17 protein-coding genes are annotated in these 17,858 nt (G+C 62.1%); 10 read left to right on the top strand and 7 right to left on the bottom strand.

Annotated features, from left to right (window positions below):
* Positions 1–198 precede the first annotated feature (198 nt).
* Together B5T_RS11490 and B5T_RS11485 are read right to left on the bottom strand one after the other, a co-directional pair.
* Positions 199–2,760: a DUF349 domain-containing protein gene (locus B5T_RS11490; protein WP_014994675.1), complete on the bottom strand. Its 2,562-nt coding sequence runs from the start codon at positions 2,758–2,760 to the stop codon at positions 199–201.
* Between the two features lie 127 nt (positions 2,761–2,887).
* On the bottom strand, positions 2,888–3,778 hold the full coding sequence (locus B5T_RS11485; RefSeq protein WP_014994674.1) for an acyltransferase: 891 nt from the start codon (positions 3,776–3,778) through the stop codon (positions 2,888–2,890).
* Between the two features lie 148 nt (positions 3,779–3,926).
* Between B5T_RS11485 and B5T_RS11480 the strand changes: the two genes are divergently transcribed.
* Both B5T_RS11480 and B5T_RS11475 read left to right on the top strand, forming a co-directional pair.
* Positions 3,927–5,108, top strand: coding sequence for a CaiB/BaiF CoA transferase family protein (locus B5T_RS11480; protein WP_014994673.1), 1,182 nt, complete (start codon positions 3,927–3,929; stop codon positions 5,106–5,108).
* Between the two features lie 36 nt (positions 5,109–5,144).
* Entirely contained in the window at positions 5,145–6,095 is a 951-nt protein-coding gene (locus B5T_RS11475) for a hypothetical protein (RefSeq protein WP_148279255.1), read from the top strand.
* A 160-nt stretch (positions 6,096–6,255) separates the two neighbouring features.
* Here the strand turns inward: B5T_RS11475 and B5T_RS11470 are convergent, their stop codons facing one another.
* The 3 genes from B5T_RS11470 to B5T_RS11460 form a co-directional block, all read right to left on the bottom strand.
* The gene (locus tag B5T_RS11470; RefSeq protein ID WP_014994671.1) at positions 6,256–6,921 is read right to left on the bottom strand and encodes a TIGR04211 family SH3 domain-containing protein; all 666 of its coding nucleotides are present in this window, start codon (positions 6,919–6,921) and stop codon (positions 6,256–6,258) included.
* A 121-nt stretch (positions 6,922–7,042) separates the two neighbouring features.
* Positions 7,043–7,342, bottom strand: a complete 300-nt coding sequence (locus B5T_RS11465; RefSeq protein WP_014994670.1) for a YciI family protein — start codon at positions 7,340–7,342, stop codon at positions 7,043–7,045.
* The gene (locus B5T_RS11460) at positions 7,320–7,961 is read right to left on the bottom strand and encodes an inner membrane-spanning protein YciB (protein ID WP_014994669.1); all 642 of its coding nucleotides are present in this window, start codon (positions 7,959–7,961) and stop codon (positions 7,320–7,322) included. Before B5T_RS11460 ends, B5T_RS11465 begins: the two co-directional genes overlap by 23 nt.
* Before the next feature lie 148 nt (positions 7,962–8,109).
* Here B5T_RS11460 and B5T_RS11455 point away from each other — a divergent pair, with 148 nt between their 5' ends.
* From B5T_RS11455 to rluB, 6 genes are all read left to right on the top strand, one after another.
* Positions 8,110–8,985 carry a PHP domain-containing protein gene (locus B5T_RS11455; protein WP_014994668.1) on the top strand — a complete coding sequence of 292 codons (876 nt, stop codon included), beginning with the start codon at positions 8,110–8,112 and terminating at the stop codon, positions 8,983–8,985.
* Positions 8,982–9,605 (top strand): L-threonylcarbamoyladenylate synthase, encoded by a 624-nt coding sequence (locus B5T_RS11450; RefSeq protein ID WP_014994667.1) that lies wholly within the window; start codon positions 8,982–8,984, stop codon positions 9,603–9,605. Before B5T_RS11455 ends, B5T_RS11450 begins: the two co-directional genes overlap by 4 nt.
* 94 nt (positions 9,606–9,699) lie before the next feature.
* A complete protein-coding gene (locus B5T_RS11445; protein WP_014994666.1) occupies positions 9,700–10,914 on the top strand; it encodes a tryptophan--tRNA ligase in 1,215 nt (404 codons plus the stop codon).
* A 39-nt stretch (positions 10,915–10,953) separates the two neighbouring features.
* Positions 10,954–11,868, top strand: a complete 915-nt coding sequence (locus B5T_RS11440; RefSeq protein WP_014994665.1) for a segregation and condensation protein A — start codon at positions 10,954–10,956, stop codon at positions 11,866–11,868.
* Positions 11,865–12,728 carry an SMC-Scp complex subunit ScpB gene (scpB, locus tag B5T_RS11435; RefSeq protein ID WP_014994664.1) on the top strand — a complete coding sequence of 288 codons (864 nt, stop codon included), beginning with the start codon at positions 11,865–11,867 and terminating at the stop codon, positions 12,726–12,728. Before B5T_RS11440 ends, scpB begins: the two co-directional genes overlap by 4 nt.
* Positions 12,721–13,563, top strand: coding sequence for a 23S rRNA pseudouridine(2605) synthase RluB (rluB, locus tag B5T_RS11430; RefSeq protein WP_014994663.1), 843 nt, complete (start codon positions 12,721–12,723; stop codon positions 13,561–13,563). The genes scpB and rluB overlap by 8 nt, the downstream gene beginning before the upstream one ends.
* Before the next feature lie 64 nt (positions 13,564–13,627).
* On the opposite strand, the gene B5T_RS11425 is transcribed toward rluB, so the two are convergent.
* Positions 13,628–14,344, bottom strand: coding sequence for a 16S rRNA (uracil(1498)-N(3))-methyltransferase (locus B5T_RS11425; protein WP_014994662.1), 717 nt, complete (start codon positions 14,342–14,344; stop codon positions 13,628–13,630).
* Between the two features lie 115 nt (positions 14,345–14,459).
* Here B5T_RS11425 and B5T_RS11420 point away from each other — a divergent pair, with 115 nt between their 5' ends.
* Together B5T_RS11420 and B5T_RS11415 are read left to right on the top strand one after the other, a co-directional pair.
* On the top strand, positions 14,460–15,302 hold the full coding sequence (locus B5T_RS11420; protein WP_014994661.1) for an AAA family ATPase: 843 nt from the start codon (positions 14,460–14,462) through the stop codon (positions 15,300–15,302).
* A gap of 45 nt (positions 15,303–15,347) precedes the next feature.
* Entirely contained in the window at positions 15,348–16,526 is a 1,179-nt protein-coding gene (locus B5T_RS11415; RefSeq protein WP_014994660.1) for a vWA domain-containing protein, read from the top strand.
* A gap of 304 nt (positions 16,527–16,830) precedes the next feature.
* Here B5T_RS11415 and B5T_RS11410 read toward each other — a convergent pair whose 3' ends face one another.
* Positions 16,831–17,739 (bottom strand): DMT family transporter, encoded by a 909-nt coding sequence (locus B5T_RS11410; protein ID WP_014994659.1) that lies wholly within the window; start codon positions 17,737–17,739, stop codon positions 16,831–16,833.
* Positions 17,740–17,858 lie beyond the last annotated feature (119 nt).

Genomic DNA, 17,858 nt, shown 5'->3' with positions numbered 1-17,858 from the left:
AGTTGACAGCGAAATGCAAAAAAAAATTGCGCTTCCGCAAAGGGTGTTTGCATATACGCAGCTGGCCCTCATGGGTTGTCATCTTTAGAGCATAAGAAAGCCGCCACCCAGGCTATGGGCGCGGCTTCCTTGTTTTCAGATTGCTTTATCGCGTCTCGCGAGCTGTCAACTGTCCACTATCAACTGTCAACTATCTTTTTATGGCTGCATCGCCTGCAAGGCGGCCTGCAGGCGGCGGGCCAGGCTGGTGTCGAGGGGGCCGTCGGGGCGGGCTTCCAGTAGCGTCAGGGCTTCGTCCAGAGGTGACGTATTGGCGCCTTTCATGGCGCGTGGCAGCTGCTCCAGCTGCCAGGTCAGCCGCCGCTCGCGGGCGTGCTCGGGGCTGTCGATGCCGGCCAGGGCTTCCAGCGCCACCGTCAGGGTCTGGTCGTCCTCGCTGGCTTCGCCATCGGGGCTGGCCTCGATGCCCAGCACTGCCCGTTGCCAGCGGCGCCAGCGCGGCAGGGCCGCCAGGCGTTCCTGTATCTGCTCCCGCAGGCGCCGAAACTGGCGCTGGCCGGCGCGGCCCAGGGCCGCTTCGTCCAGCTCATTCAGTGCCGCCGCATGGTCGCGCAGGGCGCTCTCGTCCTGGCTGGCGAGCGGTTCCTCAAGGGCCGCCGCCACGTGTTCCAGCACCGCGATGCCCTCGTTCTGCTTTTCTTCAAGCTCAGTGCGTCGCTGTTCCATGCGGGCCTGCCGGGCGCCGAACAGGTCGTCCATGATGCGGCGGAAACGCTTCTGGTGCGGACGGTGCCGGCCCGGTGGCAGCCAGCCGGCCTGGCGCCAGCGTTTTTGCAGCTGTTGCGCTTCACGGGTGGCGCTGTCCAGGTCTTCCTGGGCGAGCAGGGCTTCGGCTTCCGCGATCATGGCCTGACGCTGCTGCTCGGCCTCCCGCCAGGCGCCTTCCAAGTGCTGATCGATGTCGGAAAGCAGGGCGGAGAACCGTTTCTGTATATCCCGGGCATCGGTGAAACGGACCGGTTGTAATGATTTCCACTCCTGCGGCGCCTGCCGGCGAATCTCCCAGACCGCTTGCCAGTTGGCCCGCTGCCAGTCCTGGGCGGCGACGAAGTCCGCCAGCTGGCGACACAGCTGTTCCCGGCGGCGCAGATTGACCGCCCGTTGTTCGTCAAGTTCGCGGAAATGGGCCCGGCAGGGTTCATAGGCCTGATCGGAGGCGGCCTTGAAACGGTCCCACTGGGCTTGATCCTGGTCCTGGTCGGAGCTCATCAGCTCACGCCATTCATCGTGTAATGCCTGGATCGCGCTGGCCTGTTCCTCGGCGTCGAGGTTGCCGCCGATCAAAGCTTCCATCTGCTCGCACAAGTGGTCCTTCTTTGGCTGAGCGGCGAAGGCATGCCAATCGCGCAGTTCATTGCGGCGCTCTTCCAGGCGCTGCAGCTGTTTACTCAGCCAGACGTCATCTTCTTCTTCAAGTACTGCTTCAGCTTTCAGCCATAACCTGTTGGCATGCTTCAAATTGCCTTTTTGCAGCTCTCGCCGGAGAGCCACCACCAGACCCTGGTGAGTGCTGCTGACGGCTTTGGCTGGAGAGGGCGCCCGTGCCGGAGGCGCGGTGACATCCGGTGCCGGCGCGGGGCGCTGTTGCAGTGCCCTGGGGGCAGGAATCTTGCGCGGCCACCGTTGGGACAGGGTTTCCAGCAGTTCGCGGTCTTCGCTCTGGCTCTGTTCGGCCAGTGCGATCAAGGTGTGCCACTGTTCCAGCAATTGCTGGAAATGCTGGCGTTCGCCTTCCTCCACCGGCAGTTCCTCGGCGGCAGCCTGCCAGCGGCGTTCCTGGGTGCCGATGGCGGAGCGCAGGGCGCCAAGCTGTGTATCCCAGGTGTCCTCGGTAACGTCATCCAGTAATTGCCGGAGCATGGCCAAAGCGGCACGGCGCTCGCCGAGAGCGGCGTCACGGGCCTGCTGCTGCTGTGCCTCGGCGGCTTGTTGCGCCAGGCGCTGATGGGCTTGTTCCAGCGCTTGCGTGGCGATGTGGGTCTGTTCTTCGTTGGCGTGCTCCGCCAATTCCGTCCAACGCTGTTCCAGTTGCTGCAGGCGCGCCAGGTAAAGGCCGTCGGCGGCCCGCTGCGCGTGTTGCCGCAGGGCTTCCGCCACCGCTGTGCAGTCCTGTTCGCGTTTGCGGCGATCCTGTTCCGCTTGCTGTCTGTCACGCAGCCACTCACGGGCATGCCGCACCACGCGCTTGTCGCGCCCTTCCTTGGTCAGACGCTTCAGATGTTCCGCGCTGTCCAGTCGCTGGGCGGCGGCCAGGCGCAAGGCCTCATCGTGACCGTGCAGGGCCACCTCGCAGAGGGTGTCGGCGTCGCTCAATGAGGTCAGCGCGGTCTGCCGGCTCTCGCCGTCCACCCCGTTCTGGGCCACATGATAGAGAACCCTGGCGTTGCCGGTATGGCGCAACAGGTGCAAGCGGGTGTCGCGATCCGGACCGTCCGCCACCGCGCCGGCGAGCAAGGCCATCATCCGTTCGGATGCCGCCTCGCGCACCGGAGCGCTGTGGCTGTCGCGGGTGAGGGTATCGAGCACGGTCAGGTCCAGCAGCTTTTGCGTGGCGCTGGCCCGCACCTCTTCGCTGGCATCCTCGCGCGCCAGACTGGCGAGCAGGTCGGCCTGTTGCCGAGGGTCGAGCGTGTCTACGGCCGCCTTGCGAACAGCGGCGTCACGGTGTTGCCACCGGGGTTTGAATAGTTTGCCGAACATGGGCATCCCGTGGGAAAGAAGTCACCAGCATCAACGGCGCCCGCTCAACGGGCACCGTTCGTAATTATCGCGACCAAGGGGAATCCTGTGGCCGCCTTTTGACGCCATACTATAGGCAAAGACCGGGTCAGGCGGAAAGGTGGGATTGTATCAGCGCGTCTTTTTCCGCCCAAATGTCGCTGATCCAACTCTGGAAGCGCTGGCGGTACTCTTCATCGTTCTCATAATCGCCCTGGTTGGCCCAGTCCGGAATGGGGCGCTTACGGACGAGGACCTGGACCTTGTCCATGGCGCCGCCGAGAAACGCCAGCAGAGAGCGGTCGGTCCCGGGCGGATAGACGATGGTGATATCGAGCAGAGTGTGCAACTGGCCGCCCATGGCGCTGAGGGTGAAGGCCGCGCCGCCGGCTTTGGGTTTGAGCAGATGGCGATAGGGGGATTGTTGCTGGTCGTGTTTGTCCTGGGTGAAGCGGGTGCCTTCAAAGAAGTTCATCACCGACACCGGGTAATGAGCGTATTTTTCGCAGGCACGACGGGTGGTTTCCATGTCCTTGCCGCGCAGCTCCGGATGGCGGGCGAGCTGTTCCTTGCTGTAGCGCTTCATGAACGGAAAATCGAGTCCCCACCAGGCCAGCCCCAGCAGCGGTACCCAGATCAGTTCCTGCTTGAGAAAGAACTTCAGCGACGGCACGCGCCGGTTGGTGACTTTCTGCAGCACCAGAATGTCGGCCCAGGACTGGTGATTGGCGGTAACCAGATACCAATCGTCGCGGCGCAAGCCTTCAAGGCCCTCCACCTCCCAGCGCAAGCCGCTGCTGATGCCGATGATGACGTTGTTGATCGACATCCAGGTTTCCGCCACCACCACCAGGGCCTGGGAAAGCCGGACCCGGGCACCGTGCCAGGGGAGGATCAGCTTGATCAATGTCAGCACATAAAACGGACCGATGATCACCGTGGTGCTCAGAAGGATGCCTGTCAGCGCCAGAATGCCGCGAATTTTGTTGTATACGGTCATGGATACGTTTGGATGGGAAAACCGCGATGCTAACGGACTTGCCGGTCAAAGTCCCATGTCCATTTCGGTCACTTTGACGATCGACTTGGCCATTGGCGCAGTGCCATCAAGGCCTTACGCTCATGCCCGCATAACAAGGAGTAAACGTATGACCGGCCCCCTCAATTCACTGAAAGTTCTGGATTTCTCCACGCTGTTGCCGGGCCCGTTCGGCACCCTGATGCTGGCGGACATGGGCGCCGATGTGTTGCGCATCGAGTCCCCCACGCGTCCGGATTTCGTGCGGCTGCTGCCGCCGTCGGTGAACGGCGTGTCCGCCGCTCATGCCTATCTCAATCGTTCCAAGCGTGCCATGGCGCTGGACCTGAAACAGCCCGAAGGCATCGAGATCGTGCACCGGCTGGTGGGTGACTATGACATCGTGGTGGAGCAGTTTCGTCCCGGCGTGATGGACAAGCTGGGGTTGGGTTACGAGGCGCTCAAGGCGATCAATCCGGGGCTGATTTATTGCTCGATCACCGGCTACGGTCAGACCGGGCCGTATCGGGATCGCGCCGGCCACGATCTCAACTATCTGTCCATCGCCGGCATGACCGGTTACAACGGCCGGCGTGACAGCGGGCCGGCGCCAATGGCGTGCCAGGTGGCGGATGTGGCGGGGGGTTCCTGTCATGCGGTGATGGCGATACTCGCGGCGGTGATTCACCGTCAGCAAACCGGCGAGGGGCAGTACCTGGACATCTCCATGACCGATGCCGCCTTCAGCCTGCATGCGCTGACCGCGCCAGGGGCCCTGGTCGCCGGCGAGGATCCCGAACTGGAGGGCACCAAGCTCAACGGCGGCAGCTTCTATGATTGCTATCGCACCAGTGATGGACGCTATCTGTCCGTGGCCGGCCTGGAGCCGCAATTCTTCAGCCGGTTCTGCGAGGCGATTCAGCGGCCGGACCTCACCGCCAAGGGGCTGAGCTTTTCACCGGAAGTGGTGGATGAGGTAAAAGGCGCCATCGCCGAGGCGATCGGCGCGCATCCTCTGGAACACTGGCTGCGGGTGTTCGCCGACGTGGATTGTTGCGTGGAGCCGGTGCTGAGCTTTTCCGAGGCCCGTGAGCATCCTCAACTGAAGGCCCGGAACATGGTGGTGTCGGTGCCCGACGGGCGCGGCGGGGAACAGCCTCAGGTGGCCTCGCCATTTCGTTTCTCCGCCACCCCAGTGGGGTATCGTTTCGCCGGCGTTGGTCTGGGGCAGCACAACGAGGAAGTGTTGCGCGAGCAAGGCTTCACCGATGAGGAGATCGCCCGCTTGCGTGGCGCCGGCGCACTGGGCTGATTCCCGCCGCCGCCAAGCGGCGCTATGCTGAGCCCCATGAGGCGTGTTTTATGGCTGGGCGTGCTGGTGCTGAGTGGAGCGGTTCGCGCGGAGTCGCCGGATAGCTGTTACTCAGGGGCCAACGATACTCTGGTGGACCGTACCCACGGCTGGCTGTCACGCACGCTGTGCTGGCCAAGCCGCTGGGTGGACGGCTTTTTCGAGGACCCGGTGCGCGGCAGCAACGAACCGGCCTCCAGCCGGGTGCGGGTTACCGCGGAGCAGGTGTGGCGCGACGATAACGATGATGCCGGCGATGTGGACGTGGACGCACGAGTCTGGCTGCCCAGCGCCGAACGCCGTTTATCGCTATTGTTTCGCAACCGGGACGAGGAGCAGGACAGGGATGCCCCGCTGGCCCGACGCCCCACGGGCGAACGCGACGATGGCTTTCGTGGCGCACTGCGCTGGGTTATCGACCGCTCCGACGCCATGGATCTGGATCTGGACGCGGGCGTGCGTTCCGACCTGACCACCTACACCCGTCTGCGTTACCGGCGTCTGTACCCGTTGTTCAATGAGAGCGCCTGGCTGCGCTACACCCAGCGCCTCTATTGGCGCGATCCGAAAGGCTGGGGCAGCCGTTCCTTGTTTGAAGTGGATCGTCCGCTGACGCCGACCACCAGCCTGCGTTTCTCCAGTGAAGTGAGTTACACCGAGGAGCTCAATGAGGAAGGGCTGGGGATGGGGTTGTTTCAGGGCGTCAATCTGTTCAAACGCCTTGATCATCGCTCGGCTCTGGACCTGGGGCTGGCCGTGGGCGGGTACAGCAAACCGGGAGTGGTGGATAATTACCGGGTCTACGCGCGCTACCGGCGCAATGTGTGGCGGCCCTGGTTGTTCATCGAGGTGGAGCCTTTCGTGCTGTGGCCGCGGGAGCAGGATTATCACGGCGTCAATGGCGTGGTGCTGCGCCTGGAGACCCTGTTTGGCAGGCTGGAGGGCTGACGCCATGGGCTTGGCAAACTGAATTCAGAGGTCGTTACGAAGCAGCTGTAGGAGCCAGCCCTGCTGGCGAATGGGCTCCGGCCCAAAAGATTCGCTTGCAAGGCAAGCTCCTGCAGCCGCTTCGTAGTCGGCGCGCGTGCGCCTGGTGTGCCGGAAAGGGTCAGTTGGCCCAATTGTTCCGGCGGCGGCCGGATTTGGATTTCAGCAGCAAGCCACCGATGGCGCCAAGCAACAAGATGCCCACGCCAGTGATCCATTTGCGGGACGTGTTGTCATTGCGCAGCAGGGCATTCTCCGCTTTCACCTGATCCAGCTCCGAACGCAGCATGCTCAACTCCTCGTTGAGGCGGCGATTGGCCTGATCCAGACGGATCGGGTCGGCGGCCACGTTGCGTAACTGATCCAGCTCATTGCCGCGGGCGGTCAGGGAGGAGCGCAGTTCTTCCACTTCACCGCGCAGGGCATCGCGTTGACCTTCCACTTCCGCCATTCTCTGACGCAGATCACTGGCGGTACTGGTGGCTTTCTCGGTGTCCTGAGTCAGCTTTTGCAGGCGCAGCGCCGCGGTGGGCGTGCGGCTGATGTATTGCTTTTCCACATAGCCTTCCCGGTCGCCGTAGCGGATGTGGAGCCAGTCTCCTTCTTCGCCGAGCAATTCCACCCGGGTGCCACTTTTGATCCCTCTGTGCACAATGCGATAGCCGGTGCCGGCGCCGGCTCGCATGGGGACATAGATTTCATCGTTGATCCAGGCCGCGGCGGCATATACGGGGGCTGGCAGACACAGCGCCAGCAGCAGCAAGCCGCTTAACCATCGATTTTGCATTCACGGGGCTCCTTCTTGTAGTACGGCGTGACGTGTGGAAAGCGCGGCGGCTATTCTTGCCGAAACAAGCGCGCTTTGCCGTAGTGCCGCGTACAGTATTTGTAAAAACGATCAGTCGTTCTCAGGGCAGAACCTTCTTGAAAGGTTTCACCTGAACCTGGCGGTAGACGCCGGCATCCACGTAAGGGTCGGCATCGGCCCAGGCCTGGGCTTCCGCCAGAGAGGGGAATTCCGCCACTACCAGGGAACCGGTGAAACCGGCTTCGCCGGGGTTGTCGCTGTCCACCGCCGGCAACGGCCCGGCCAGCACCAGCCGGCCTTGGTCTCTGAGCGTTTCCAGACGCGCCAGGTGCGCGGGTCGTGCGGGTGTTCGCAGGGGCAGGGAGTCGGGCACGTCCTCACTGATGATCACGTAAAGCATCGTTGTCCTTGTCGTCGGGCTTTTTGTCATTGGCGTCGCCGTGAAACAGACTCTTGCGGTCCGCCTCCGGCATGCGCTTGTAGAAATAGGCGAACGCGGCCAGATAGAACACCATCTGGATGGCGGTGAAACCGAACAGTTTGAAATTCACCCAGAAGTCAGTGCTGAAATTGAAGGCAATGTACAGATTCAGCAGGCCGATGAAGATGAAATAAAGCACGAACGCCAGGTTCAGCCGCCGCCAGTCCTTCGCTTGCAGGGTGACTACCTTGCCAAAGGCGCCGCGCATCAGGCTTTCGCAGAGACGTTGCAGCAGATTGCGGTGTTTCAGGAAATGGCCCACGGCGAGAATCGCCGCCAGCACGAAACTGATGATGGAGGGACGCCATTTAATGAAGACGTCGTTGTTCAAGGCCAGGGTCAGGCCGCCGAACACCAGGGTGATGGCCAGCACCACCAGATGCAGACGGTGCCAGCGCTTCCAGATCAGGCGCCCGGCGATGACCTGGAAACTGGTGGCGCCGAGCAGCCCCCAGGTGGCCAGCATGATATCCCGACCGCTAACGAAGTAGAGGCCGAAGAACACCACCACGGGCAAGTAATCAAATAGGGTTTTCATGGCGACATTACTTTCATAGCGACGTTGTCCTCCCGGAGGACGCATGTTATCGGGAAGCGCGGCACAAATCACCCGCTCCGCCCATGATGGGGATTGCGTCACGGTTATGATAGTGTGCCACCACCAAGATCGCCCGTCTGGAGGGCTAATGTACCAGTGTCCGGATTTTCACTCCCACAGCCGTGCTTCCGACGGCCAGCTCACCCCGGCGGAGCTGGTGTCGCGGGCGGCGGACTATGGCGTGGATGCCCTGGCGCTGACCGATCACGATACTTTGGCCGGTCTTCCGGAGGCGCGTGCCCGGGCGCGGGACCTGGGGTTGGAACTGGTGCCGGGCATCGAGCTGTCGGTGCAATGGGACAACCGCGAAATCCATGTGCTCGGATTGTGGCTCGATGAGGACAATCCGGTGCTCCGAGCCCGGGTGGCCAGCCAGATGGATGCACGCCGGGAGCGCGCCCGGCGCATCGGCGACCGCCTCGATCGTGCCGCCGGACTGACCGGCAGCTACCACAAGGCCTGCGCCTTGGCGGACAGCGACGCGCCCGGCCGGCCCTGGTTCGCGCGCATGCTGATCAGCGAAGGCAAGGCCCGGGACAACCAGCACGCCTTCAACCGCTTTCTCAAGAAAGGCCAGTCCGCTTACGTTTCCACGCCCTGGTGCACGCTGGAGCAGGGCGTGGCGGATTTGCTGGCCGCCGGCGCGGTGCCCGTGCTGGCCCATCCCCTGGCTTATAATATGACCCGCAAACGCTTGCGGCAGCTGGTCGGCGCTTTCCGTGATGCCGGGGGGCTGGCATTGGAGGCGTTGATGCCGGGGCTGACGCCGGCGCAGGGCGCGTTGCTTGAAGAATGTTGGCGTCATTTCGGGCTGGCGGTGTCCGGTGGCAGTGATTTTCATTCCCCGGAACAGAAATGGCTGCGGCTGGGCGGGTTGCCGCCGTACCCGAAGGATGCGGTCCCGGTATGGGCGGCCCGAGACCTTGCGTCAGCGCGCCAAGCGGCGGACAATCCGCGCCCATGACCACCGTACTCCACATTCATCCGGAAGATCCGCAGCCGCGTCTGATCAGCGAAGCCGCCAAGGTGCTGCGCCAGGGCGGGCTGATTGCCTATCCCACCGACACCACCTACGCACTGGGTTGTGGCATCGGAGAGAAGGCGGCGCTGGACCGGCTGATTCGCCTTCGCCGACTGGACAATAAACACCAGTTCACTCTGTTGTGCCCGGACCTGTCGGTGCTGGCGCTGTACGCCAAGGTGGACAATCCGGACTACCGTTTGCTCAAGGCGCACACGCCGGGCGCGTATACATTTATTCTTCAGGGCACCAGTGAGGTGCCACGGCGGCTGATGCATCCCAAAAAGCGCACCATTGGCATCCGGGTACCGGACCACCCGATCTGCCAGGCACTACTGGCGGAATACGGTGAACCGATCATGACCAGTACCGCCCATTTGCCGGACGATGAGTTTCCGCTCACCGACCCGCAGGACGTGCGCGACTTTCTCAATAACCAGGTGGATCTGGTGATCGATGGCGGCTTCTGCGGCGTCACCGAAACCACGGTGATCTCCCTGGTCGATGGCAACGGACCGGAGGTGATCCGCGAAGGGGCCGGGCCGTTGGACGCCATTTTCTGAACCCGGTGGGGTACACAATCCGTGCACCCTGTCCCTGGGCACCTTCTTCGCCTTATAATCGCTGGCTTTCACGCCTTCACGACAGGAGTCGGTTTTGAGTTCCGTGGTTCCCGCCCAACGAGTGGTTTCCGGCATGCGTGCCACCGGCCGTCTGCACCTGGGACACTATCATGGGGTACTGAAGAACTGGGCACGTCTGCAGCATGAGTACGAGTGTTTCTTTTTCGTCGCGGACTGGCATGGTCTGACTACCGAATATGAAAATCCGGGTAGCATCGAGCAGCACACCTGGGATCTGGTGGTGGATTGGCTGGCCGCCGGTGTCAACCCGGGTTCCGCCACGCTGTTCGTACAGAGCCAGGTGCCGGAGCACGCGGAGCTGCATCTGCTGCTGTCGATGATCACGCCGTTGTCCTGGCTGGAACGGGTGCCGACCTACAAGGACCAGCAGGAAAAGCTCAAGGAAAAGGACCTGGGCACCTATGGTTTTCTCGGCTACCCCCTGCTGCAGGCCGCGGACATATTGATTTACCGGGCCGGACAGGTGCCGGTGGGGGCCGACCAGGTGGCCCACGTGGAACTGACCCGGGAAGTGGCGCGCCGCTTCAACCACCTCTATGGCCGTGAGCCGGGGTTTGAGGAGGCGGTGGCCGCGGCGATCAAGAAGATGGGCAAGAAACAGTCCCGTATCTACTTGAATCATCGCCGCCAGTATCAGGAACAGGGCGATGAATCGGCCCTGGAAACCGCCCGGGCCTTGGTCCAGGACCAGCAGAACATTACTCTGGGTGACAAGGAGCGGCTCTACGGCGACCTGGAAGGCGGCGGCAAGGTGATCCTGCCCGAACCCCAGGCGCTGTTGACTCCGGCTTCGCGCATGCCGGGGCTGGACGGTCAGAAAATGTCCAAGTCCTACGGCAATTTCATCAGTCTGCGCGAGGAGCCGGGGGAAGTGGAAAGCAAGATTCGGCGCATGCCCACGGACCCGGCCCGAGTGCGTCGCAGTGACCCCGGTGATCCGGAGAATTGCCCGGTGTGGGAATTCCACAAGGTCTACAGCGACGATGCCACCCGTATCTGGGTGCGCGAGGGCTGCACCAGCGCGGGGATCGGCTGTCTGGACTGCAAAAAGCCGGTGATCGAGGCGGTGCAGGAGGAAGTGGAGCCGATCCGCAAGCGGGCGGAAGAACATTTGCGTAATCCGGACCTGGTGCGGTCGGTTCTGTCCGACGGCTGCGAAGAGGCCAGGGAACAGGCTCGCGCCACTTTGGAAGAGGTGCGGGCGGTCATGGGACTGCACTATCGATGAATAAGCCGTCGATAAGCAGGTACCGATGAGCAAGGTGCGATGAACGATCCGAACCCGGTGGACAATCCGCTGATGCCACCGCCTGCTCCGCAGCAGGCGGAGATGCCCTTCGGGCTGATCTACGGCAAGGCGATCACCAAGTTGCCGGATGATCTGTACATTCCGCCCGACGCACTGGAAGTGTTCCTGGAAGCCTTCGAGGGGCCGCTGGATTTGCTGCTGTATCTGATTAAACGGCAGAACCTGGACATCCTTGACATTCCGGTAGCGCAAATCACCAGCCAGTACATGGAGTACGTCGAGCTGATGAAGGCGCTCAACCTGGAGCTGGCCGCCGAGTATCTGGTCATGGCGGCCATGCTGGGCGAGATCAAATCCCGCTCGTTGCTGCCGCGCCCGGCCAACGAGGGAGAGGACGAAGGCGAGGATCCCCGCGCCGAGTTGATCCGCCGGTTGCAGGAATACGAGCGGTTCAAGAAGGCGGCGGAAGATATCGAGGCGCTGCCCCGGCTGGAGCGCGATATCCATCTGGCCGCCGCCCGCCGTCCGGAATATGTGCGTGAGAAGTCGCAGCCGGACGTGGATATGCGCGAGCTGCTGCTGGCGCTCAAGGAAGTGCTGCACCGTGCCGACATGTTTGAGAGCCATCAGGTGTCGCGGGAAAAGCTCTCCACCCGCGAACGCATGGCGAATGTGCTGGACCGCTTGAAGGGACGGGAATTCGTGCCCTTCGTGGAATTGTTCGACGCCGAGGAGAGCAAGCTGGGCGTGGTGGTGACCTTCCTGGCGGTGCTGGAGCTGGTCAAGGTGTCATTGGTGGAACTGGTCCAGAACTCGCCGTTCTCACCGATTCACATCAAGGCGAAAACGGTGACGGTGGAAGAGTCTGATGTAATCGCGCAGCTGGAACTGGAAGATGACATCCCGGACGCCGAACAAGGGAGCGAGGCATGAGCGAACTGTCGCCGGAGCGGATCAAAAGCATTCTGGAAGCGGCGATTCTGGCCGCCGACGGCCCGCTGGACCGGGATACCATGCTGACGCTGTTCGATGAACAGGATTGCCCCAGCAAGGCGGATCTGAGCCGGTTGCTGGAATCGCTGAGCGAGGATTATGCCGAGCGCGGCATTGAGCTGAAGGAGGTCGCATCCGGCTTTCGTTTCCAGGTGCGCACTGAACTGGGGCCCTGGGTCAGTCGCCTGTGGCAGGAAAGGCCGCCCCGTTACAGCCGGGCGGTGTTGGAAACGCTGGCGTTGATGGCTTACCGCCAGCCGATCACCCGTGGCGAGATCGAGGAGATCCGCGGCGTTTCGGTGAGTTCCCATATTATTAAGAGCCTGATGGAACGAGGTTGGGTGCGCGTGGTCGGACACCGGGATGTGCCGGGCCGGCCGGCGATGTTCGCCACCACCCGCCAGTTCCTCGATTACTTCGATTTGAAGAGTCTGGACGAGCTGCCGCCTTTGGCGGAGATCCGTGACCTCGACAAGCTCAACGAGGAACTGGCGCTCAGTGATGCGCCGTCCGAGAACGAGCCTGTGGCGGAGGGAGAAGACGGAGACGAGGCCGAACCGGACAACGCCAACGTGCTGGCATTGAATATGCACGATGAGCCGGAGATCGACGAATCCACCTTGATGAGCATGGAAAAGGTGGACTCGGTGATCGCCAATTTTGAAGCGGAATTCCGCCGCCGGCCGGATTCGGGTGCATTGGAAGAGGAGGGCGCTTCTCCCGATGAGCAGGACCCGGAGTCGCCGGTGCAGGAGGCGGCCGACATGACGGCCGATGAAGAGCGTTCGCCCAATGAGTGAGAAGTTACAGAAGGTACTGGCCCGTGCCGGGCTGGGTTCGCGCCGGGAACTGGAGGTCTGGATCGCCGACGGGCGAGTCTCCGTGAACGGCAAGGTGGCGACCCTGGGAGACCGGGTGGAGCCAGAAGATGCATTAAGAGTGGATGGCAGGATCATTCGAGTGAAGCCGGAAGAAGACATAGTTCGACGCGTGATCATTTATCACAAACCCGCTGGGGAGGTGTGCTCGCGAAATGATCCCGAAGGCCGGCCCACGGTGTTTGATAACCTGCCGCGTCTGCAGGGTATGCGCTGGGTGCAGGTGGGACGGCTGGATATCAATACCACCGGCCTGATGCTGTTCACCACGGACGGAGAGCTGGCACACCGCCTGATGCACCCGTCCAACGGCTTTGTCCGCGAGTACGCGGTGCGTATCCGTGGCGAACTCGCTGACCAGCAGCGCAGTGCCCTGTTGGAGGGCGTGATGCTGGAGGACGGGGTTTCCAAGTTCGACAGCATCGAGGAAGCCGGCCACAACGAGGACGCCGCCAACCGTTGGTACAAGGTCTCGCTTACCGGCGGGAAATACCGCGAAGTGCGCCGCCTGTTCCAGTCCCAGGGGCTGGATGTCTCCCGGTTGATGCGGATTCGCTTCGGCGACCTGACGCTGCCCTCCAGCTTGCGCATGGGACGCTGGCAGGAACTTACCGAGGAAGAGATTCGCCCGCTATTGGACAGGGTGGATCTGAAAGGCAAGAAGTACACCGGTCTGTATGGTCGGGCCCGGTTGCGTCATCAGCGTGGCGGCAACAAGCCACCGCGTAAGCCGCGGCGCAATCCTTACCGCCGCTGACGGCTGCCCTGAAAAACACGACCCCGCTTCGGCGGGGTCGTTTCGTTTCTGAACCTGACAACTATCAGGGCAGGCGCATCAAGCTGCCCACCAGGGCGGGCAGGGCGGTCTCCACGCGCAGAATACGGCTGCCGAAACGGTGGCAGCGGAACCCGTGTGTTTCCAGCAGCTCCACCTCGAACGGGGTCCAGCCTCCCTCGGGGCCGATGGCCAGGGTCAGCGGTCCGTCCTGTTGATGGGGCAGGTCCGCATGGTCGCCGGGGTGGGCCAGCAGCCGCTCTCCGGGGCCGGCCCAGGCATCCAGTTCATCTTCCACGAAAGGACGGAAGCGCGGCGCCAGGCGTAACTCCGGCAATCGGGTGTCCATCGCCTGCTCCAGGCCCAGCAGTAGCTTTTCCCGCAACAGACCGGCCTTCAGATTGGGGGTACGCCAGTAGCTCTTGTCCACCTTCCAGCTGTTGATCAATACGATGCGTTTGATGCCCAGGCTGGCGGCGTCCACCAGCAGCCGCTTGAGCATCTTGGGGCGGGGCAGAGCCAGCAGCAGATTCAGATCAAGGGGGGGAGGCGGGGAAGAAATAGCTTTAAAAAAAACCGTTATCTCATTGTTTTTTATGGATTCAAGGCGAGCAAAGCCTATGCCGCCATCGAGCACACCCGCACGGCACTGATCCCCTTCGGCCAACTGCAGCACCTGGCGCACGTGTTCGCCCTGGCGGGCGTCGAGCCGCCACAACGGGCCTTGCAGATGTTGTTCCGGGTGCAGGAGGAGCAGATTCATGGTCGCGGATTATGACACAATCCTCCCGCTTCATGGCGGTTCTGGCCCTATGCGCTCTGTCCGCGGATTGCTAGAGTGTCCGGCCATGTTTCCGAAACGATGTGGAGATTCCTGCATGCAGTTCCAGGGTACCGACCAGTACGTCGCCACCGACGACCTGAAAATGGCGGTGAACGCCGCGATCGCGCTGCAGCGCCCCCTGTTGATCAAAGGGGAGCCCGGCACCGGCAAGACCTTGCTGGCCGAACAGGTGGCCGAGGCTCTGGGCAAGCCGCTGCTGGCCTGGCACATCAAGTCCACCACCAAGGCCCAGCAAGGCCTGTACGAGTACGACGCGGTATCCCGGCTGCGGGATTCCCAGCTTGGCGCCGACGGTGTGGAAGATGTGTCCAACTACATCAAGAAGGGCAAGTTGTGGGAGGCCTTCGCCGCCGATGAGCAGGTGGTGTTGCTGATCGACGAGATCGACAAGGCCGACATTGAGTTCCCCAACGATCTGTTGCAGGAACTGGATCGCATGGAGTTTTTCGTCTACGAGACCGGCGAAACCGTGCGCGCCGCCAAACGGCCGATCGTGATCATCACTTCCAACAACGAGAAGGAACTGCCGGACGCCTTCCTGCGCCGCTGTTTTTTCCACTACATCAATTTCCCCGATGCCCAGACCATGATGAAAATCGTGGACGTGCATTTTCCGGACATCAAACAGGAGCTGGTCTCCGAGGCGCTGGAAATCTTCTTCGACCTGCGCAAGGTGCCGGGCCTGAAGAAAAAGCCCTCCACCAGCGAGCTGATCGACTGGCTGAAGCTGCTGTTGGCCGACGATATCCCCGACGACGTGCTGCGCAATCGCGACACCAAGAAGGCGATTCCGCCGCTGTACGGCGCCCTGGTGAAAAACGAAGCGGACGTTCAACTGCTGGAGCGCCTGGCGTTCATGAACCGGCGCGAGCGCTGATCGGCGGCCCGTGCCGAGACGCTCATTCCGTTCACAGAGGTTGCTATGCTGATTGGCTTCTTTGAAAACCTGCGCACTCACCGGGTGCCGGTGAGCCTGCGGGAGCTGCTGGATCTGTGCGATGCACTCAAGCACCACGTGGCCTTTGGCTCCGTGGAGGACTTCTACATGCTCTCGCGGGCGGTGATGGTCAAGGACGAGAAGTACTACGATCGTTTTGACCGCGCCTTCGCCAGCTATTTCGAAGGGATCGAGAATATCGAGCCGGAATGGCTCAATCGGGTGATCCCGGACGAATGGCTGCGCAAACAACTGGAAAAGACCCTGTCTCCGGAAGAGCGCGAAAAGCTCAAGGGGCTGGGCAGTCTGGAAAAGATTCTCGACGAACTGCGCAAGCGTCTGGAAGAGCAGGAGAAGCGACACCAGGGCGGCAACAAGTGGGTTGGCACCGGCGGCACCAGCCCGTTCGGTGGTTACGGCGAGAACCCGGAAGGGATCCGCATGACCGGCCCATCCCGCAACAAGCGCGCGGTGAAAGTCTGGGAAAAGCGCGAGTACCGCAACCTGGACGACTCGGTGGAGCTGGGTATCCGCAACATCAAGCTGGCGCTGCGCCGGCTGCGCAAGTTCGCCCGCACTGGTCGGGAAGAAGAACTGGACCTGGACGACACCATTTCCTCCACCGCCCGCAACGCCGGCTTGCTCGACATCAAGATGCGCCCGGAACGGGAAAACCGCGCCAAGGTGCTGTTGTTTTTCGACGTGGGCGGTTCCATGGACCCCTACATCAAGCTCTGCGAGGAGCTGTTCTCCGCCGCCCGGCTGGAGTTCAAGCACATGGAATATTTCTATTTCCATAACTTCGTGTATGAGTACGTCTGGAAGGACAACCGCCGCCGCTGGGACGAGAAGACCGCCACTTGGGATGTCCTGCACAAGTACGGCAATGATTACAAAGTGATCTTTATCGGTGACGCCGCCATGAGCCCGTACGAAATCAACTCCGCCGGCGGTTCCGTGGAGCACTGGAACGAAGAGCCCGGATCGGTCTGGTTCCAGCGCATCAAGGACACCTATGAGAAGGTGGTGTGGCTGAATCCCGAGCCGCAACGGGCCTGGGAGATGACCACGTCCACCCAGTGGATCAAGCAACTCGCCGAGGACCACATGTACCCGCTGACCCTGGAAGGGCTGGAGCGGGCCATGAGGCATCTCAGCAAGTAGACCTCATCGCGGCTCGTGAGCCAGTGGTGTCCCGCAGCAATTCGCAGGCACGCTTACATGCAACACGCTGGCACGCTAAACCCGAAGTCAGGGGGCTCCACAAGGCAGTTGTAGGAGCTTGCCTGCAAGCGAATCTCCACCGATCAGAAAAAACATTCGCCTGCAGGCAGGCTCCTACAGTGGCTTCGTAGCCCGTTCTGTGAGGGCCTGTCTGGGCGGCGGGCTGTTGGCAGCGAATGGCGTGTTAGCGTGCTGGCGTGTTGCGTGTAAGCGGGCTGTTCCACAACTATGGGACCGCAGAGGCTCACGAGCCGCGATTACCTCCTGTTTTCAGCATGGCGATACTGGCCAGAACCAGTGCCATGCCCAGCCACTGCACCGGCCCCAGGTGCTCATCCGGAAACACTGTCATTGCCGCCAGTACCGTCACCACCGGCCCGAACATGGACACCACGCCGGCCCGGCCGGTATCGGTGCGGCGAATGCCCTCGAACATGAGAAAGAACGGGATCACGGTGGAGAACACCACCATGACCATCATCCAGCCGAGCGCCGGCGCCGGCAACCACAAGCTCTCAAGCGGCACGCCCGGCAACAGGAACGCCAACATCGCCACCAGCGTGAAGCTGTTGGAAAGCTGGTTGAAACGCACCGACCCCAGCGGTTTCATCAGCGACTGACTGGCCCGCCAGAACAGGGCGTAGCACAGGGCCGCGCCGAAGCCGTAGGCGAGACCGGCCGGATCCACGGTGCCGCCGTGCCAGCCCGGCATCAGCACCAGCGCGATACCGAGCCAGGCGCCGGTGAAGATCAGCAGAGAACGGCCCTCGGGCCAGCGCCGACGCTCCACCGCCTGCAACATCATGACCATGGCCGGAAACAGATACAGCACCATGCGTGACAGGCTGGCGCCAAGGCTTTCGATGGCATGGAAGTCACACCAGGCGCTGACAAAGAACAGCAATCCGGTGCCAGCGCACAGAGCCCATTGTTTGTGTCCCAAACCGCCAGCCGGAGCGGGATTGCGACGCAGCAGCCACATCCCGCCAAGCCAGAACAGCGGTACGGCCAGGGCAAAGCGCCAGATCAGCAGCGCGTTCACGGAGACGCCGTACTGGTAGATCAGCCGGGCAAAAATGCCCTTGAAGGCCATGGCGAAAGTGGCGGCGGCCACCAGGGTCAGGCCGGCTTGCCAAAAACCGCGACGTATCATGGGAACCCCATCTTAAACAGGCTCTTAAAGACTGCATGTTCCCGTCACGCCGCTGGGATATCCAATGAAAAGCAGGATTGGCATCCATTCCCAAATAGAATGGATGCCTTTGGTACCGA

The sequence above is a fragment of the Alloalcanivorax dieselolei B5 genome (assembly GCF_000300005.1).
In the GTDB taxonomy this organism is placed as follows: Bacteria; Pseudomonadota; Gammaproteobacteria; order Pseudomonadales; family Alcanivoracaceae; genus Alloalcanivorax; species Alloalcanivorax dieselolei.
This window is presented reverse-complemented; position numbering and strand designations above follow the sequence as displayed.

Excerpts from the sequence above, each read along its gene's own strand:
- B5T_RS11490 (WP_014994675.1), bottom strand. The coding sequence starts at position 2,760 with ATGTTCGGCAAACTATTCAAACCCCGGTGGCAACACCGTGACGCCGCT.
- B5T_RS11485 (WP_014994674.1), bottom strand. The coding sequence starts at position 3,778 with ATGACCGTATACAACAAAATTCGCGGCATTCTGGCGCTGACAGGCATC.
- B5T_RS11480 (WP_014994673.1), top strand. The coding sequence starts at position 3,927 with ATGACCGGCCCCCTCAATTCACTGAAAGTTCTGGATTTCTCCACGCTG.
- B5T_RS11475 (WP_148279255.1), top strand. The coding sequence starts at position 5,145 with ATGAGGCGTGTTTTATGGCTGGGCGTGCTGGTGCTGAGTGGAGCGGTT.
- B5T_RS11470 (WP_014994671.1), bottom strand. The coding sequence starts at position 6,921 with ATGCAAAATCGATGGTTAAGCGGCTTGCTGCTGCTGGCGCTGTGTCTG.
- B5T_RS11465 (WP_014994670.1), bottom strand. The coding sequence starts at position 7,342 with ATGCTTTACGTGATCATCAGTGAGGACGTGCCCGACTCCCTGCCCCTG.
- B5T_RS11460 (WP_014994669.1), bottom strand. The coding sequence starts at position 7,961 with ATGAAAACCCTATTTGATTACTTGCCCGTGGTGGTGTTCTTCGGCCTC.
- B5T_RS11455 (WP_014994668.1), top strand. The coding sequence starts at position 8,110 with ATGTACCAGTGTCCGGATTTTCACTCCCACAGCCGTGCTTCCGACGGC.
- B5T_RS11450 (WP_014994667.1), top strand. The coding sequence starts at position 8,982 with ATGACCACCGTACTCCACATTCATCCGGAAGATCCGCAGCCGCGTCTG.
- B5T_RS11440 (WP_014994665.1), top strand. The coding sequence starts at position 10,954 with ATGAACGATCCGAACCCGGTGGACAATCCGCTGATGCCACCGCCTGCT.
- scpB (WP_014994664.1), top strand. The coding sequence starts at position 11,865 with ATGAGCGAACTGTCGCCGGAGCGGATCAAAAGCATTCTGGAAGCGGCG.
- rluB (WP_014994663.1), top strand. The coding sequence starts at position 12,721 with ATGAGTGAGAAGTTACAGAAGGTACTGGCCCGTGCCGGGCTGGGTTCG.
- B5T_RS11425 (WP_014994662.1), bottom strand. The coding sequence starts at position 14,344 with ATGAATCTGCTCCTCCTGCACCCGGAACAACATCTGCAAGGCCCGTTG.
- B5T_RS11420 (WP_014994661.1), top strand. The coding sequence starts at position 14,460 with ATGCAGTTCCAGGGTACCGACCAGTACGTCGCCACCGACGACCTGAAA.
- B5T_RS11415 (WP_014994660.1), top strand. The coding sequence starts at position 15,348 with ATGCTGATTGGCTTCTTTGAAAACCTGCGCACTCACCGGGTGCCGGTG.
- B5T_RS11410 (WP_014994659.1), bottom strand. The coding sequence starts at position 17,739 with ATGATACGTCGCGGTTTTTGGCAAGCCGGCCTGACCCTGGTGGCCGCC.